Below are 16,871 nucleotides of genomic sequence, written 5' to 3' on the forward strand. Positions count from 1 at the left end.
TTTAGAATTAAGAATATGTACAGCATTTTAAAAGCACAAGGCGTACTTCCGTTAGTAACACAAATCAATATCGAAACAGCCAAAATAGTGTTGCAGTCAGCGGCTGATGCTGGAATAAAAATCATCGAATTCGCAGCCCGTGCAGACGATGCCAAAGAAGTATTTGCCCAAATGATTGCATTTAAAAACACCAACAATCTGGATATCAGAATAGCTGTTGGTTCTATTTTAAGTGTTATCGATGCTGAAAAGTATCACAAATTAGGTGCAGATTGTATTGTATGCCCTCACACCGATTTAGAAATTGGCAATTATTGCCTTAAAAATAACATTTACTGGATTCCCGGCGCAGCAACTCTTAATGAAATACTTCACGCCAATAAATTAGGTGCTGATCTTGTAAAACTTTTTCCTGCTGATAAAATTGGAGGACCGGGATATGTAAAAGCAATTAGAGCGCCGTTTCCAAATTTAAGAATCATGCCAACCGGAGGCGTAACCTTAGAAGAGAGCAATTTAAAATCCTGGTTCAAATCGGGTGTTGTTTGCGTTGGAATTGGTTCTAATTTATTTTCTAAAGAAATGCTTTTGAATTTAAATTATGAGCAATCACTTAACGCTTTTAAAAATTTGATTGAAGTTGTAGAAAAAACAAGAAACTAGATTATGCAAACAAATTGGTGGAAAATTAATTCCGAAATTAACGTTGACACTCCATTTTTAGCCGCTTACGAAGATCGTATCCGATTTAATCTGGAACGGCTTATTGGCGCCGTAAATGGTGATACTCAAAAATTAAGACCTCACATCAAAACACATAAAATAGGCGAAATTCTGGAGTTGTTTAAAATCTGTAACATCAAAAAAGTAAAATGCGCTACCATTGCTGAGGCGGAGCTTGCCGCACTTCATAAAATTCCGGATGTGCTTCTGGCCTATCAGCCTATCGGTGTAAAAAAAGAGCGATGGATTTCTTTAATACAAAAATATCCCGAGACCGATTTTTCAACTATTGTCGATAATCCAGAATCAGCGAAAGCCTTAAATGAAATTGCAGGGAAAAACAAGCTCAAACTAAATATTTATTTAGATCTGAATACCGGAATGAACAGAACCGGAATATCAATTTCTGAAGAATGGATCGAATTAATTGGTGATATTCTTCTACTAAAAAACATTCATTTTTCCGGAATTCACATTTATGACGGACATTTAAAAGGAAGTGGTGAAGAGAGAGAATTACAAGCAGCAGCTTCATTTTCAATTATTAAAAAGGAAATCGAAAAACTACAATCAAAGTTCAGTTACGAATTAAAAATTGTAGCCGGAGGATCCAATACATTTCCATTTTATGCCAAACAGGATAAAGTAGAATGCAGTCCCGGAACATTTGTTTTTTGGGATTCAAATTATCAAATTAATTTACCGGAACAAGAATTTAAACCTGCTTTGGCCATTGTTGGAACCATCATTTCAAAACCAACAAATTCTACAATTTGTATTGATATTGGATACAAAGCAGTTTCATCAGAAAATCCGATTGATAAAAGACTCGTGATTTTAAACGATGAAAATCTAATTCCGGTCTCACATTCAGAAGAACATCTCATTTTAGAAAACCGAGGCAAAAATCAATATGAAGTTGGTGATATAATTTATGCTCAACCTTATCATGTTTGCCCAACCTGCGCCCTTTATGATACGGTCGAGGTAATTAACAAAGAACATCAAATTTGCGATGAGTGGAAAGTTATAGCTCGCAGCAGAAAAATTAATATTTAAGTCCATCAATATGTTTATAATAGACGCCCATTTAGACCTGAGCATGAATGCAATGGAATGGAATCGAGATTTAAGAAATGACGTTGCCACTTTACGTCATTTAGAAAAGGGAATGACCGACAAACCAGATCGTGAACGTGCAACGGTTTCGTTTCCTGATTTACGAAAAGGCAATATCGGGATTGTGGTGGCCACTCAAATTGCAAGGTTTGTAAAACCGGATAGCATTATTCCGGGTTGGAATTCCCCTGAACAAGCCTGGGCGCAAACACAGGGGCAACTTACATGGTACAAAACTATGGAAGCAGCCGGAGAAATGGTTTCCATCACAGATAAAAAGTCGCTCCAAAAACAAATTGATTTATGGAATGATGGCACTCCAAACGATAAAAAACCAATTGGATATATTTTAAGTTTAGAAGGAGCCGATTCTATTATTGATGTTTCTTATTTAGAAAAAGCATACAATTACGGATTAAGAGCCATTGGACCCGCACATTATGGCCCGGGACGATATGCAAATGGAACGGATGCAACCGGAAAAATGAATCAAAACGGTCTTGATTTATTGAAAGAAATGGAACGTTTGAATATTATTTTAGATGCAACCCATTTATGCGATGATGTATTTTGGCAAGCTTTAGATCATTATAGCGGGCCTGTGTGGGCAAGTCACAATAATTGCAGAAAGCTTGTAGATCACAATCGTCAATACAGCGACGAAATGATTCAGGCCTTAATTTCCAGAGGTGCTGTTATTGGCGGTGCTTTAGATGCATGGATGCTGGTTCCGAATTGGGAAAGAGGTGTTTCTACACCTTTGGGAATGAAGTGCGATTTAGAAACTGTTTTTAAACACATGGATCACATTTGCCAGTTAGCCGGAAACGCAAACCATATTGGGATCGGTTCTGATCTTGATGGTGCGTTTGGAACAGAACAATCTCCTTATGATTTAAATACGATTGCCGATTTGCAAAAACTCGTTCTTATCTTTAAAAACAAAGGATATTCAGATGAGGATTTAGATAAAATCTTTCATCAGAACTGGATTAATTTCTTAATGAAAAATTGGGATTAGATAAAAACTAAACTTGGAACTGCCTTCTTATACAATTGTAATTTTGCGTCGTTAGGATCAACTTCTGTGACAACATAATCAACCTCAGATAAGTTGGCAATTTTCATTTTTAGAACAGTATCTAGTTTTTCAGAAATAGTAAGGATAGCAGTTTTCTCAGAAGCCTGAATCATTGCTTTTTTTACCTGAACGGTTTCCCAATCAGAATCTGAGAATCCACCTTCGATATCTAAAGCATTAGTTCCTAATATCAACAAATCAACTTTAATATTAGCCAATTGATTATAGACATCGCCGCTCACGCACATTTGGCTGTATGATGAAATGCTCCCGCCAATCATGATAATTTTAACATTAGGCTTATCTAAAAGTTCGACTGCAGATAAAACAGTAACGGTAAAAATAGTCAGATTCATGGCATCAGGAATTAATCGAATGAACTCACGAATTGTAGTTCCACCACCAATTAATAAAACCATTCCGTCACGGAGTAAACCTAAAGTTTTTTGTGCAATGATTTGTTTTGATTCTCCTGCATAAGTTTGATTTGAAGAAGAATGATGGTATGCTTTAGTCATAGCTCCGCCTTTCACCTTAATCAATAATGATTCTGATTCAAGTTCATTTATATCACGTCTCACAGTATCTTCTGAAACAAATAATTTAGCCGAAAGTGTTTCAAAACTTACACGGGTATGCAAGTTAATCTCTTTTAAAATAAGATTTTTACGTTCTTCCTTGCTGTAGTTTATCACTTCATTATCATTATTCATGCAAATTCAATTTTATTGAAAACAAATGTAAACAATAAATGCAATATTATTGCGAAACAAATTATAACACACTGTAATAAAATAGTTAATCAGTCTATTTTAAAGACTTTTAAACACAAATAAGATTTGCAAAAAAAATGCAGTTTAATTTACAAACGATAACTTTGTTTAACAAACCCAGAAAACCAGCCATGCTAAAAAATATATTCTTTCTATTGATATTTTGCTATTCCATCAGCAATGCACAAACATCTTCTGAAAACGGTTCGATAATTCCTGCTCCAAATTCATATAAAGCAACTGGAGACAGTATTAATTTAAATGGGCAAATAAAAATTTCTTTTGAGAAAAATAAATTTAGTCCAAAAGAACTTAAAACAGCTCAAATTTTCGAATCGGCTATAAACAGAAATGTTGCTTCGAAAAAGAGTGCTATTGAGGTATTATTTATTACGCAAAACCCATCTTCCTCATTAAAAAAAGAAGCTTACAAAATAAATATCAGCACAAAAAAAATAACCGTTACAGGAAGTGAAGAAGGATTATTCTACGCCGTTCAGAGTTTATTGCAAATGTTGCCAAATAAACCATTGACAAAAGAGATAAAAATGCCTTGCGTAACCATCGAAGATGCACCAGGATACGCTTATCGAGGTTTGCACCTGGATGTTTGCCGGCACTTTTTTACTGTTGATGTTATAAAAGATTTTATAGCACAAATATCCAGTTATAAATTAAATAATTTTCATTGGCATTTAACAGATGATCAGGGCTGGAGAATTGAGATAAAAAAATATCCAAAATTAACAGAAGTCGGATCTAAAAGAGCGCAGACTTTAGTTGGCAATAAATTCGAAAGATCTCCGTATTTTTTTGATGGAAATCCATACGGAGGTTTTTATACGCAGGAAGAAATTAAAGAAGTTGTAAAATTTGCTGAAGAGCATTATGTTAATATCATTCCCGAAATCGAAATGCCCGGTCATGCAACTGCCGCTGTTACCGCTTATCCAAATTTATCCTGTTTTCCCGATCGCCCTTATAAAGTTGTAGAATATTGGGGTGTTTTTGAAGACATTTTCTGCGCAGGAAAAGAGGAAACTTTCACTTTTTTAGAAGATGTTTTAACTGAAGTTATAGCTTTATTTCCTAGTAAATACATTCATATTGGTGGTGACGAATGCCCAAAAACGAGATGGAAAGTTTGCCCTAATTGCCAAAAGAGAATCAAAGATCTAGGTTTGAAAGACGAACATGAATTACAAGGTTATTTGACAAAAAGAATAGAAAAATTCCTGAATGTAAACGGCAGGCAAATTTTGGGTTGGGATGAAATGCTCGAAGGCGGACTAGCACCAAACGCAGCAGTTATGTCCTGGAGAGGAGAATCGGGCGGAATTAATGCAGCCAAACAAAAACATCTTGTTATAATGAATCCGGAACAATATCTGTATTTAGATTACAATCAGGGATATTCTCCACAAGAACCTTTAACGGTTGGACGGTTAGTTACAGTTGAGAAAATATATAATTACAACCCAACTCCTGTTGATAGCCTGACAGTTGAAGAGCAAAAATATATTTGGGGTGTTCAATCCAATCTTTGGTCAGAATATTTGACGAACCCGGCAAAATTAAATTATCAGCTTTATCCCAGAATGTTTGCTTTGGCAGAAATTGCCTGGACCGAACCTCAAAACAAAAATTACAATACTTTTGTCCTGAACAGAATGCCGCATCATATTGAAAAATTAGAATTACAAAAAAGATTATATAAAGTTCCGGCACCAGTTGGAGCAAATGAAACAGCATTAATCGCTTCAAAATACCTATTAGATCTCAAACCAACAATCAGAAATGGAAAGATTTTCTACACTATTGACGGTTACAATCCAGATGAAACTGCGGAACTTTACACAAAACCTGTCACCATAAATATTCCAAAAGGAGAATTCAGAGTTATAAAAACGGTTCAGATTAGCCCAAGTGGCAGAAAAAGTTCCATTAGTAAAATTTTGATTAGAAATCCAGAGCAAAAACCGGCTTTAGCTACAAAACCAACTAAAAAAGGTTTAAAATATGATTACTACACCGGAACCTTATTTCAACAAGTTCAGGATTTAGAATTAATAAAACCAATTAATTCAGGCATTTTTGAAGGCGAAGTAAGCAGCGAAAAATGGAAATCAAAAACAGAGCGCTATATAGGATTAAAATTTGACGGATACATCTATATACCAGAAACTTCAAATTATACAATTTCGACGCTTTCAGATGATGGATCGAAGCTTTTTATCGATAATGAATTGATTGTAAATAACGATGGTATTCATTGGCTTAATGAAGCCTACGGAGTTGCGAAACTAGAAAAAGGGTTTCACAAAATTAACATCAGTTATTTTGATCAGATTGGCGGAACTACTTTAAGCTGTTTTATTCAGCAGGAAGGAAAAGACAAACAGGAAATAAGTGCTTCACAATTGTATTACGAATAAGGCATAAAAAAAGCATCCGCTACAACGGATGCTTTTTTTATTTAAAACTATTTTCTTTGAATTATCCTTTTAAGCTTGCAGCTAAATATTCACGGTTCATACGTGCAATATTTTCAAGAGAAATTCCTTTAGGGCATTCTACTTCACAAGCTCCAGTGTTGGTACAGTTACCAAAACCTTCCAAATCCATTTGGTGAACCATGTTTAATACACGGTCAGTAGCCTCAACTTTACCTTGTGGCAACAAAGCAAACTGAGAAACTTTTGCACCAACGAATAACATTGCTGATGAGTTTTTACAAGTTGCAACACAAGCTCCACAACCAATACAAGCAGCAGCATCAAATGATTTGTCTGCGTCGTCTTTGTTAATTGGAATTGTATTTGCATCAATTGTATTTCCAGAAGTATTTACCGAGATAAATCCTCCAGCGTGTTGAATTCTGTCAAAAGAACTTCTGTCAACAACTAAATCTTTAATTACAGGGAAAGCTTTTGCTCTAAATGGCTCGATAAAAATCGTGTCACCATCTTTAAACATACGCATGTGCAATTGACAAGTTGTTACTCCTCTGTCTGGTCCGTGTGCTTCTCCATTGATGAATAATGAACACATTCCGCAGATTCCTTCACGACAATCGTGATCAAATGCTACTGGCTCTTCTCCTTTGTTGATTAATTGTTCGTTAAGAACATCAAGCATTTCAAGGAAAGACATATCTGGTTCAATTCCGTCGATTGGGTAATCAACAATTCCTCCTTTATCTTGGGCGTTTTTCTGACGCCATATTTTTAATGTAAGTTTCATACTGTTTTAGTTTGAAAGTCATAAAGTCGAAAGTCGAAAGTCTTGACATTTGCCATTAGACTTTAAGACTTTTGTCTTTTGACTAATTGCTATTTGTAACTACGCTGTACTAATTTAATGTTTTCGTAAACCAGAGGTTCTTTGTGTAATACGGCATCACTTGGTTTTCCTTTGTATTCCCAGGCTGCAACGTATGCAAAGTTTTCGTCATCACGAAGTGCTTCTCCTTCTTCAGTTTGGTATTCTTCACGGAAGTGACCTCCACAAGATTCATTACGGTGCAATGCATCTTTCGCGAACAATTCTCCTAACTCCAAGAAATCGGCAACACGTGTCGCTTTCTCTAATTCCTGATTAAATTCGTTAGCGCTTCCAGGAACTTTTACATCTTTATAAAACTCTTCACGTAGAGCAGCAATTTCTTCGATAGCTTCAGTTAAACCTTTAGCATTACGAGCCATACCTACTTTATCCCACATGATTTTTCCTAATTTCTTGTGGAAATAATCTACAGAATGAGTTCCTTTATTATTGATAAATCTGTCGATTTGATCTTTTACAGCTTTCTCTGCTTCTACGAATTCTGGTAAATCTGTAGAAATTTCTCCCATTTTAATATCCGGAGCTAAATAATCTCCAATAGTATAAGGTAATACGAAATATCCATCAGCTAAACCTTGCATCAATGCAGAAGCTCCAAGTCTGTTTGCTCCGTGATCAGAGAAGTTAGATTCTCCAATTGAGAAACATCCCGGAATTGTAGTCATTAAGTTATAATCAACCCAGGTTCCTCCCATTGTATAGTGAACCGCAGGGTAAATCATCATTGGTGTTGTATAAGGATCTTCGTCAACGATTTTGTAATACATCTGGAATAAGTTCCCGTATTTACTTTTCACGATTGCAGCTCCTAGTTTAGTTACCAAAGCAGTATCTTTATCATCTAAACCTTTTACATAAGCATCTTCAGTTCCGTAACGTTTAATTGCTGCTGCGAAATCTAAGTAAACTGCTTCTCCTGTTTTGTTAACTCCAAAACCGGCATCACATCTTTCTTTTGCAGCACGAGACGCAACGTCACGAGGTACTAAGTTACCAAAAGCCGGGTATCTTCTTTCTAAGAAATAATCTCTTTCCGCTTCAGATAAATCAGTTGCTTTTTTCTTTCCTTCACGAATTGCCTGAGCATCTTCTAATTTTGCAGGAACCCAAATACGTCCGTCATTACGTAACGATTCTGACATCAAAGTCAATTTTGACTGGTGATCTCCGGAAACCGGAATACATGTTGGGTGAATTTGTGTGTAACAAGGATTTGCGAAAAACGCTCCTTTTTTATGAATTTTCCAAGCTGCTGTTGCGTTACTTCCCATAGCATTTGTTGACAAGAAAAATACGTTTCCATATCCTCCAGAACCAACTACTACTGCGTGAGCAGAATGTCTTTCTATTTCTCCTGTAACTAAGTTACGAGCGATAATACCTCTTGCTTTTCCGTTCACGATTACGATGTCAAGCATCTCGTGACGGTTGTACATTTTTACTTTACCACGACCAATCTGACGGTTCATTGCAGAATAAGCTCCTAACAATAATTGTTGTCCAGTTTGTCCTTGTGCGTAAAAAGTACGAGAAACCAAAGTTCCTCCAAAAGAACGGTTATCTAAAAGTCCGCCATATTCACGAGCCAATGGCACCCCTTGAGCCACACACTGGTCAATAATATTTGCCGAAACTTCAGCCAAACGGTGAACGTTTGCCTCACGTGCACGGTAGTCACCACCTTTTACAGTATCGTAAAACAATCTGTAAACTGAGTCACCGTCACCTTTATAATTTTTTGCTGCATTGATTCCCCCTTGTGCTGCAATAGAGTGCGCACGTCTTGGTGAATCCTGAAAGCAAAATGCTTTTACGTTATATCCTAACTCAGCCAAAGTAGCTGCTGCAGAACCTCCAGCTAAACCTGTACCAACAATGATAATATCTAAATTACGCTTGTTAGCAGGGTTTACTAAATTAATATGATCTTTATAATTTGTCCATTTGTCCGAAATAGGACCATTTGGAATTTTTGAATCTAATGCCATTATAATTGATATTAATTATTGAAATGATGAAATAATGCGATAATTACGAAAAGTGCCGGTACTACAACTGCAAACCAGTAACCTACTTTACTTAAAAATCTAGAGTATTTATTGTGCATTCCCACTGATTGAAGAGAAGATGCGAATCCGTGCCAAAGGTGAAAACCTAAAAGCACGAAAGAAATGCAGTATAATCCCGTACGAATTGGATCGTGGAATTTGTGCACTAACTCTCCATAATACCTTGTAGCATCTGGCGCAGTACCCGCAATGTATTTATAACTAACTTCTGGAAACCAAAAATCATAAAAGTGCAATCCTAAGAAAGCCAAGATTACTAATCCAGAAATAATCATATTTCTAGAACTCCATGAAGCATTTGCAGCTCCATTGTATTTTGCATACGCAATTGGTCTTGCTGCAGTATTTTGAGCAGTCAGTACAAATCCCATAACGAAATGGAAAATTACTCCGAATGCCAAAACAGGTTGCATTACATATTGAATCAGCGGATTGTAACCCATAAAGTGAGATGCTTCGTTGAAAACATTTTCACTAATAACAGAAATGAAATTTAAGGTAACATGCAGCGCTAAAAACGTGATTAAGAATATTCCCGAAAGTGCCATTGCCACTTTCTTTAAGATGGAAGCATTCAACTGTGCAGATTGTGCCATAAGTGTTTAAGTAGTTTGTTTTAAAAAATTAGACAAAAATAACGCAATTAACAAAGAACTACAACCATTTCGTTGTTATTTATAATCATTTTAAAATAGACTACGTAGTACGTACTTTTACGTATAAAAAATACTTAATATCAAATAATTTTATTATAAAAAACTAAAAACATACACTTTACAGATAGTATTTAACACTTATATCAGCCCTAAAGACAGTCACAAAACTTTATCAAATTACTATTTTAATCAAACTTTTAATTTGTTTTCTTCAAAAGTGCCTTCACTTCGAAATTTTATAGACGAAAAAAATGGTCATTCCATAACATAATTTTACCTTTATCGGCTTCAAAAAAAATGAGAATGAAAACAGGAATTGATGCTATCTCTTTTGATGTAGCCAACATACACTTACCCATCAGAACTTTGGCAGTTGCCAGAAATATTGAACCAGAAAAATTAGAAAAGGGTCTCGGATTACTTAAAATGACCTTACCAGACGTTCACCAGGATGCTGTAGTTTTTGGAGCAAATGCTTTGACTAAACTTATTTTGGAGAACGAAATAAACCTAAATGAAATTAGCCGGATTTACGTGGGCACCGAAAGTGGCATCGACAGCTCAAAACCAATCAGCTCGTATTTAATTAATTTAATGGAACAGAAATTTGGCGAAGATTCTCTTGCCGAATGCGATGTTGTCGATTTTACTTTTGCCTGTATTGGCGGTGTTGACGCTTTGCAAAACTGTATTGATTTTGTAAAATTGAATCCAACAAAAAAAGCAATTGTGGTTACAACTGATTTTGCGAAATACGATTTAAATTCAACAGGAGAATATACACAAGGGGCGGGAGCTTTGGCAATGTTGGTAACTTCAAGTCCTAGAATTATTGCTTTTGATGAAAATTGGGCCACCAGTACAAAAGGTGTTTTTGACTTTTTTAAACCTTATAGAACTATATCAAAAGAAGCGATTACAAAAAACGAAAACAACGATCCGTGGTTTGATAATTTAGAAGCTGAAATCGAAATCCATAAAGACCAACCGGTTTTTGACGGTCAGTATTCAAATCAATGTTATATGGATCGTACGCGTAATGCCTATTTCTCTTTCAAGAAATTAAAAAATACGACCGAAACTTTATACAATACCTGGAATAGCATTATCATGCACCTTCCCTATTCTTTTCAGGGCCGAAGAATGTTATCTGAAATCTATGCTTTAGACAGTGCTGATAAAATAATTGCCGAAAATATCGAGCCTGCAGATTATCAGAATAAAATCAAAGAAGTTGGAAAATCTGATGACTATAAAAAGTTTGTAACCGAGAAATTACAGCCTGCCGAATTAGCTTCGTCTTTAATTGGAAACCTTTATACGGGTTCTATTTTCATGGGATTGTTATCGACTTTGGCTCATTATTACGATACAAAGCAAGAAGTTGCCGGAACTAAATTCGGTTTCCTGGCTTACGGAAGCGGATCTAAATCGAAAGTATTTGAAGGAACAATTCAACCTGAATGGCAATTAGCTTTAGCTAAAGTCAAACTTTTTGAAAATCTGGAAGAAAGTACAGAAATTGGCTTTGAAACTTACGAAAGTCTTCATAAAAAACAACAGAAACAAAGTGTTCGAACTCCTAAAAACGAATGGGTTTTAGATGGAATTGAAAAAGAGATTCCTAATTTGATTGGGGCGAGATATTATAAATGGATTAAGTAATAAAATTCCAAATTTTTAAATTCCAAATTCCAATTTAATAAAATGCGCAGAACCTTTGTCAAAGTTTTAAACTTTGACAAAGGTTTTTTTATACGTAGTCAAATTACACACAATCTTGTCATTTCGACCGAAGGGAGAAATCACACAACTAATTCCGCAGACAAAGTCGCCAATCTTTATCGAGTTTCTAGTGTGATTTCTCCCTTCGGTCGAAATGACAAAAATACGTTAGAGCCTCAATGAAGACTAGCCCTTCTTATGCTGTTCAGTATAATGTTGATTTCCTTTTAAAACCTCGTCATGAACATTCATTCCGTTTGACATTCCCAGCATAAAGGCGGTTATAATTAAAAGTAGTTTTCTTTTTATCCAATGAAGTGGTCGCCTAGATTGCTCTAAACGTGTTTTGTTTTTGTGTTTATACATTTTGAAAATAATAAATGATTAGAAATTATTTTATCATCTTATGCGTTAAAGCGCATAAATGCCTGGAAAAAATCTAAGCGCTGTATAAACTTTTATATAAATTATTTGAAGTGATTGTTTCATTTATAAAAACAGTTTGTCTTATAAATGAAGTTAAATTTTGATGAAGAAGCGTTTGTATTTTTTGAATTATCAGAATTTGAAAACTACGAACTTGTTTAAACTCGAGATAATTTACAGGAAATGCGAACGCAATTTTTAATCGGGAAACAAATTGATTGAAAACATATAAACGAGATTTTTCAAAATCTAATTCTCGTCTTAAAATTACAAACGAAGACTGATAATAATCTGCCGATTTTGATTGAGAACCCAAAATACCATCATTCGCAATCACGACAAAAGCGAGAAAGATATAGATTAGATATTTTAGATGTTTATTCAATTTATGCTTAGGATTTACTGTTTTAATTCAACTTTCATTTGCTCCGCCAAAGGCTTAATTTTTTGATCATTCATCAAATAAGAATTAGCTTCTATGAACCATCTATTAAACTTCTCAATATCTTTTTTAATATAATATGCCTGCAAGACATTATAGGCATTTTCAGAATTATACGTTTTTTCTGTACATTCTTTGAAAACTTTACGACATACATTTTCCGCATCTTGTAAATTACCATTTTTAGTCTCAGCGTAAATTAATTCTTTATTTGTATAAGCATCTAGAGGTTCTTTTTGTAATGCAATTTTCAAAATATCAACCGCTTTTTGATACTGTTTAAGACAATTATAAGAAAATGCCAACTCAACCCGAAGACCTTTATATTCAGGATCTATTTTCTGAGCCTTCTCAAGGTATTCCAGTCCTTTTTCACATTCATTCCAACCATTATACATAAAACCCCAATTGTAAAGTCTTTTGACTGTGCCTTCATCTTCTTTATAAAACTTCAACCATTCAGGTATTTTATTAATATGCAATTCTTCAAACCTTGCTTCAGAAATAAAAGCTACTAAATTGTTATTTGGCTGCAAGCGATATTTCATTTGTCCGTCAATCTCTCTTCTTTTTGGAATAAATTTACCGGCTGGGTCGATTTTAAATGTTCCCTCATAATCAAAGGTCAATCCAGCTTGCGGATCAATGTAAATAAATCCATACGGATAAGCACCTGTACTGTCCGCGGAAAATGCAACCCATTTATCTTCACTTTGAACAAATTTTTTATCAAATTGAAGCTGATTTTGCGCAGAAATATTGAATACAAAAAGTAAAACAAATAAGGTAAAAATCTTCTTCATATTTAATTTTAGTTTGGCTTAAGATTAAAATATCAATTCAAATATATAGATTTCATTTCACTTTCCATTACCATTAATTATTAGTTATTACAAACAAATTGTTTCAGATACAAATTACAAATTCAATAAACTTTCTTTATAATTCTTAGAAACCGGAAGCTCAATTTGAGTTAGAATTACTGTATTTGAATTTCTCCAGGATTTAAAATGAGTCGGATTTATTAAATGTGAGCGGTGAATTTGAACCAGGAAAGCAAAATCTTCGAGAATTGTTTTGAGCGAAGAACGAATCAGTTTTGAATGGAGTTTTTCGTTTTCGAGATAGAAAATCTCCACATAATTCTGAGCGTTGGAAATACAAACTAAGTCGGCTTTTTTGATTTTCAAAATGTCTAATTTATTTTCTCCTGTGAAGATAAGAACATCATCTTTTATCGGAATGAGTTTGATTAAATATCTTCTTGCCAGAAGAATTACGGGAGTTAAAATCAAGGCTATTTTGATAAAAATGATAGATAAGAATTCGGCAAAATTATATCCGCCTTTTAAAATGGGGCTTTTATAAAAGACATAAATTCCAAACAAATAAATGATAAAAAAGAAAACAATGCATCCGATTTCTAAACTGAGATTCCATTTTGAGATTTTCTTGTAAATACTTTTTTGAAGAAAGGCCAAAACACTGTAACACAAAAAAGCCAAAACACTAAAACCAAAACTGATGAAAAACCAGGATCGGAAATTTAAAGTTCCGTCATCAAAAGGTTTTATTATAAAAGCGAAAGCAAAAATCCATACCGCCATAAGCAGCCCCACTACGAGATGATGTTTTATTGATGGATTTAATTCTTTCATTACTTATAAATAGTAAACTTGTTATGGGACAAAGTAAAACCAAGATTTTCGTAAATCATCACATTTTCTACTCTTCTTTTATTTGTGGTTACTTCAATGCTTTGTAACTTATGCTCTTCTGCATATTGCATAATCTTTTCTATAAGTTGTCTTCCGATGCCTTTGCCACGATGCTTTTCACTTATAAAAAACTCTTGGATTTCACCAACTCGTCCGCAATGATGCAATAGATTTTGTGTGTGAAAACTAATAAAACCTACTCCTTCATTGTCTTTTTCTGCTATTAGATAAAAATTGTTTGGGTTGGCGAGATTTTCATTGAAGATTGCTGCGAAGACTTCGAAATCTAATTCTTCGTTTTCTAGTTCGCATATTGATTTGTAGACTAAGTCTAGGTCTGAGGTTTGGATTTTTCTTATTTTGGTGCTTGGATTCATAATATTATAAATATCAAAACAATAGCAATATTAATTTGTTAATACATTTCAGAAAGCTTTACACTTCCATTACCGATCCTTTTTAATTCTTCAAAATCTGCCAGCCATTCAATCGCTATAAATTTTGAACAATTATTTTTCACGTAATCTGACCAATCAATTAAAATTGCCGCACCATCATTTTTAATCTCGTCATTTACAAATTTAATTGTTTCTTTTGCTCCTACAGGCCCTTCTCCTCTTAGGTCAAAAACTACATTTCTTGTTCTTAAAAAAACTGAACATAATGAAAGCCTCTTTTTTTGACTATAATCAAGATTTTTCATCTTGTCTTTTCTGATAAATGTATCTATTTCGAAAATTTTTGAAATCATTGTACTTTTTAGATCTGCATTTCTTTTTAAATATTTAAACACCGTAGTTGGATTAAACATTCTTTTAAGCCTTGATTCTTCAAAACATTCGGCGAAAGCTAGAGGCATAAATATCTTTACATTTTCGTGATGTACCTCCCCTGCAAAAATAGCTACTAACTGTTCTTTCATCGTATCATAATGCGGACCTCCTTGCAAATAAATAACAACCAACTCCCCTTTCCTCAGCTCAAAAGGAGGTATAAAATATTGATCTGTTCTTATTCCTTTGCTTTCTAATAATACTTCATGCATTCTTTTGACAATTAAAACCATCACAATATACTAAAATTAAGAAAACGATTTTTGATTTAAATCGCAAAGAAAATTGTAAAACCGAGATTCGCGTGAGGGATAGAGGCGGTATCTCCCGATTTAGAAAAACAAGGCTTTTTAGTCGTAGTTTTTGTTAATCGGGAATATAGCCGAATCGCGATAGCTATCGGGACGACCCGGAGGGACACGCCCTTATTAAGATTCTAAGGTTCTGAGAGGCTAAGTTGCTGAGATTTCTTCAATATTGTCGTAATGAATTTTCAAGCATAGCCAAAGGTTTCAACCTTGGAGATTCAGATTATGACAATAACTTTGTGCCCTAGCGCCTTCGTGGCAAACCCTAAAACAAATAAGAAAACTTTAATAAATCAATCTTGCACCACTTCTTCAAAAATCACTAATTTTGAAATTCGAAGTTCAAAAACGAAATTATTATGAAATATCATCAAATAAACAGCGCTCTTTTTGTAAAAAATCGCAAAAAATTCACGGCAGAAATGAAACCTAACAGTGTTGCCGTTTTCAATTCTAATGACATTTATCCGGTTAGTGCTGATAGTACTTTGCCGTTTGCGCAACATAGAGATATTTTTTATCTGTGCGGTGTTGATCAGGAAGAAAGTATTTTGCTTTTATTTCCGGATGCGCCTTATGAGAACCAAAAAGAAATGCTTTTCCTGAAGGAAACCAACGATCATATCGCGGTTTGGGAAGGCGAAAAACTAACTAAAGAACGTGCTTATCAGGTTTCGGGAATCAGAACGGTTTATTGGCTGCAGGATTTTCATAAAGTTTTGAACGAAATGATGACGTATGCAGATACGATGTACATCAATACAAACGAACATTACCGCGCAACGATTGAAACTGAAACACGTGAAGCTCGTTTTATAAAATGGTGGAAAGAGCGTTACCCAGCGCACAATGTGGCAAAAAGCAATCCAATTTTACAACGCATTCGTTCTGTAAAAGAAAGCGAAGAAATCGATTTGATTCAACAAGCTTGTGATATTACAGAGAAAGGTTTCCGCAGATTATTATCATTTGTGAAACCAAATGTTACAGAATATGAAATTGAAGCTGAGTTAGCACACGAATTCATTCGTAACCGCTCTAAAGGTTTTGCTTACACGCCAATTATTGCGTCTGGAAATAATGCGAATGTTTTGCATTACATCGAAAACAACCAACAATGTAAAGCGGGAGATTTAATTTTATTAGACGTTGCGGCAGAATATGCAAATTATTCAAGCGATTTGTCGAGAACGATTCCGGTTTCTGGAAAATTCTCTGAAAGACAAAAAGCGGTTTATAATGCGGTTTTGAGAGTTAAAAATGAAGCAACAACGATGTTGACTCCAGGAACGCTTTGGAAACAATATCATATTGAAGTGGGTAAAATCATGACTTCTGAATTATTAGGTTTAGGATTAATCGACAAGGCTGATGTTCAGAACGAAAACCCGGACTGGCCCGCTTATAAAAAATATTTCATGCACGGAACTTCGCACCACATGGGATTAGACACGCACGATTACGGATTACTTCACGAGCCAATGAAAGCCAATATGGTTTTTACGGTTGAACCAGGAATCTATATTCCGGCAGAAGGTTTCGGAATTCGTTTGGAAGACAACGTTGTGGTTCAGGAAAAAGGCGCACCTTTTAACTTAATGCGTAACATTCCGATTGAAGCAGATGAGATCGAAAGTTTAATGAACTCATAAT

At 34.7% G+C, this 16,871-nt stretch carries 16 protein-coding genes; 6 read left to right on the forward strand and 10 right to left on the reverse strand.

Translation table 11 applies throughout. The features are described 5' to 3' along the window. Nucleotides 1-15: 15 nt before the first annotated feature. The 3 genes from IRZ99_RS12015 to IRZ99_RS12025 are packed head-to-tail and all read left to right on the forward strand — an operon-like array spanning nucleotide 16 to nucleotide 2,863. Nucleotides 16-663 (forward strand): aldolase, encoded by a 648-nt coding sequence (locus IRZ99_RS12015; protein WP_194657485.1) that lies wholly within the window; start codon nucleotides 16-18, stop codon nucleotides 661-663. 3 nt (nucleotides 664-666) lie between these two features. After that, nucleotides 667-1,782 carry a D-TA family PLP-dependent enzyme gene (locus IRZ99_RS12020; RefSeq protein WP_194657486.1) on the forward strand — a complete coding sequence of 372 codons (1,116 nt, stop codon included), beginning with the start codon at nucleotides 667-669 and terminating at the stop codon, nucleotides 1,780-1,782. Between the two features lie 10 nt (nucleotides 1,783-1,792). Next, nucleotides 1,793-2,863, forward strand: coding sequence for a dipeptidase (locus IRZ99_RS12025; RefSeq protein ID WP_194657487.1), 1,071 nt, complete (start codon nucleotides 1,793-1,795; stop codon nucleotides 2,861-2,863). On the opposite strand, the gene IRZ99_RS12030 is transcribed toward IRZ99_RS12025, so the two are convergent. Beyond that, entirely contained in the window at nucleotides 2,860-3,636 is a 777-nt protein-coding gene (locus tag IRZ99_RS12030) for a DeoR/GlpR family DNA-binding transcription regulator (RefSeq protein WP_194657488.1), read from the reverse strand. The genes IRZ99_RS12025 and IRZ99_RS12030 overlap by 4 nt on opposite strands. A 191-nt stretch (nucleotides 3,637-3,827) precedes the next feature. On the opposite strand from IRZ99_RS12030, the gene IRZ99_RS12035 reads away from it, so the two are divergent. After that, nucleotides 3,828-6,131, forward strand: coding sequence for a family 20 glycosylhydrolase (locus IRZ99_RS12035; protein ID WP_194657489.1), 2,304 nt, complete (start codon nucleotides 3,828-3,830; stop codon nucleotides 6,129-6,131). 61 nt (nucleotides 6,132-6,192) lie between these two features. Here IRZ99_RS12035 and IRZ99_RS12040 read toward each other — a convergent pair whose 3' ends face one another. The 3 genes from IRZ99_RS12040 to IRZ99_RS12050 form a co-directional block, all read right to left on the reverse strand. Next, entirely contained in the window at nucleotides 6,193-6,939 is a 747-nt protein-coding gene (locus IRZ99_RS12040; protein ID WP_072969772.1) for a succinate dehydrogenase/fumarate reductase iron-sulfur subunit, read from the reverse strand. A gap of 89 nt (nucleotides 6,940-7,028) precedes the next feature. Further along, on the reverse strand, nucleotides 7,029-9,029 hold the full coding sequence (locus tag IRZ99_RS12045) for a fumarate reductase/succinate dehydrogenase flavoprotein subunit (protein ID WP_194657490.1): 2,001 nt from the start codon (nucleotides 9,027-9,029) through the stop codon (nucleotides 7,029-7,031). Nucleotides 9,030-9,040: 11 nt separating this feature from the next. Continuing rightward, nucleotides 9,041-9,706, reverse strand: a complete 666-nt coding sequence (locus IRZ99_RS12050) for a succinate dehydrogenase cytochrome b subunit (RefSeq protein WP_194657491.1) — start codon at nucleotides 9,704-9,706, stop codon at nucleotides 9,041-9,043. A gap of 363 nt (nucleotides 9,707-10,069) precedes the next feature. On the opposite strand from IRZ99_RS12050, the gene IRZ99_RS12055 reads away from it, so the two are divergent. Continuing rightward, the gene (locus IRZ99_RS12055) at nucleotides 10,070-11,431 is read left to right on the forward strand and encodes a hydroxymethylglutaryl-CoA synthase family protein (RefSeq protein WP_194657492.1); all 1,362 of its coding nucleotides are present in this window, start codon (nucleotides 10,070-10,072) and stop codon (nucleotides 11,429-11,431) included. A gap of 246 nt (nucleotides 11,432-11,677) precedes the next feature. Here IRZ99_RS12055 and IRZ99_RS12060 read toward each other — a convergent pair whose 3' ends face one another. From IRZ99_RS12060 to IRZ99_RS12085, 6 genes are all read right to left on the reverse strand, one after another. Then, nucleotides 11,678-11,857, reverse strand: a complete 180-nt coding sequence (locus IRZ99_RS12060; protein WP_194657493.1) for a hypothetical protein — start codon at nucleotides 11,855-11,857, stop codon at nucleotides 11,678-11,680. 73 nt (nucleotides 11,858-11,930) lie between these two features. Continuing rightward, nucleotides 11,931-12,302 (reverse strand): hypothetical protein, encoded by a 372-nt coding sequence (locus tag IRZ99_RS12065; protein WP_194657494.1) that lies wholly within the window; start codon nucleotides 12,300-12,302, stop codon nucleotides 11,931-11,933. 14 nt (nucleotides 12,303-12,316) lie between these two features. After that, complete coding sequence (locus tag IRZ99_RS12070; RefSeq protein WP_194657495.1) at nucleotides 12,317-13,162, reverse strand: tetratricopeptide repeat protein; 846 nt, start codon at nucleotides 13,160-13,162, stop codon at nucleotides 12,317-12,319. A gap of 114 nt (nucleotides 13,163-13,276) precedes the next feature. Continuing rightward, nucleotides 13,277-14,017 (reverse strand): LytTR family DNA-binding domain-containing protein, encoded by a 741-nt coding sequence (locus IRZ99_RS12075; RefSeq protein WP_194657496.1) that lies wholly within the window; start codon nucleotides 14,015-14,017, stop codon nucleotides 13,277-13,279. Beyond that, nucleotides 14,017-14,454, reverse strand: coding sequence for a GNAT family N-acetyltransferase (locus IRZ99_RS12080; protein ID WP_194657497.1), 438 nt, complete (start codon nucleotides 14,452-14,454; stop codon nucleotides 14,017-14,019). Before IRZ99_RS12080 ends, IRZ99_RS12075 begins: the two co-directional genes overlap by 1 nt. A 38-nt stretch (nucleotides 14,455-14,492) precedes the next feature. Next, nucleotides 14,493-15,122 (reverse strand): hypothetical protein, encoded by a 630-nt coding sequence (locus IRZ99_RS12085; protein WP_194657498.1) that lies wholly within the window; start codon nucleotides 15,120-15,122, stop codon nucleotides 14,493-14,495. A 455-nt stretch (nucleotides 15,123-15,577) separates the two neighbouring features. Here IRZ99_RS12085 and IRZ99_RS12090 point away from each other — a divergent pair, with 455 nt between their 5' ends. Continuing rightward, entirely contained in the window at nucleotides 15,578-16,870 is a 1,293-nt protein-coding gene (locus tag IRZ99_RS12090) for an aminopeptidase P family protein (protein ID WP_194657499.1), read from the forward strand. Nucleotide 16,871 lies beyond the last annotated feature (1 nt).

Origin of the sequence: Flavobacterium sp. LC2016-12, from assembly GCF_015351595.1 — a bacterium.
Classification (GTDB): Bacteria; Bacteroidota; Bacteroidia; order Flavobacteriales; family Flavobacteriaceae; genus Flavobacterium.

Coding starts and splice junctions, on each gene's coding strand:
- IRZ99_RS12015 (WP_194657485.1), top strand. CDS start 16: ATGTACAGCATTTTAAAAGCACAAGGCGTACTTCCGTTAGTAACACAA.
- IRZ99_RS12020 (WP_194657486.1), top strand. CDS start 667: ATGCAAACAAATTGGTGGAAAATTAATTCCGAAATTAACGTTGACACT.
- IRZ99_RS12025 (WP_194657487.1), top strand. CDS start 1,793: ATGTTTATAATAGACGCCCATTTAGACCTGAGCATGAATGCAATGGAA.
- IRZ99_RS12030 (WP_194657488.1), bottom strand. CDS start 3,636: ATGAATAATGATAATGAAGTGATAAACTACAGCAAGGAAGAACGTAAA.
- IRZ99_RS12035 (WP_194657489.1), top strand. CDS start 3,828: ATGCTAAAAAATATATTCTTTCTATTGATATTTTGCTATTCCATCAGC.
- IRZ99_RS12040 (WP_072969772.1), bottom strand. CDS start 6,939: ATGAAACTTACATTAAAAATATGGCGTCAGAAAAACGCCCAAGATAAA.
- IRZ99_RS12045 (WP_194657490.1), bottom strand. CDS start 9,029: ATGGCATTAGATTCAAAAATTCCAAATGGTCCTATTTCGGACAAATGG.
- IRZ99_RS12050 (WP_194657491.1), bottom strand. CDS start 9,706: ATGGCACAATCTGCACAGTTGAATGCTTCCATCTTAAAGAAAGTGGCA.
- IRZ99_RS12055 (WP_194657492.1), top strand. CDS start 10,070: ATGAAAACAGGAATTGATGCTATCTCTTTTGATGTAGCCAACATACAC.
- IRZ99_RS12060 (WP_194657493.1), bottom strand. CDS start 11,857: ATGTATAAACACAAAAACAAAACACGTTTAGAGCAATCTAGGCGACCA.
- IRZ99_RS12070 (WP_194657495.1), bottom strand. CDS start 13,162: ATGAAGAAGATTTTTACCTTATTTGTTTTACTTTTTGTATTCAATATT.
- IRZ99_RS12075 (WP_194657496.1), bottom strand. CDS start 14,017: ATGAAAGAATTAAATCCATCAATAAAACATCATCTCGTAGTGGGGCTG.
- IRZ99_RS12080 (WP_194657497.1), bottom strand. CDS start 14,454: ATGAATCCAAGCACCAAAATAAGAAAAATCCAAACCTCAGACCTAGAC.
- IRZ99_RS12085 (WP_194657498.1), bottom strand. CDS start 15,122: ATGCATGAAGTATTATTAGAAAGCAAAGGAATAAGAACAGATCAATAT.
- IRZ99_RS12090 (WP_194657499.1), top strand. CDS start 15,578: ATGAAATATCATCAAATAAACAGCGCTCTTTTTGTAAAAAATCGCAAA.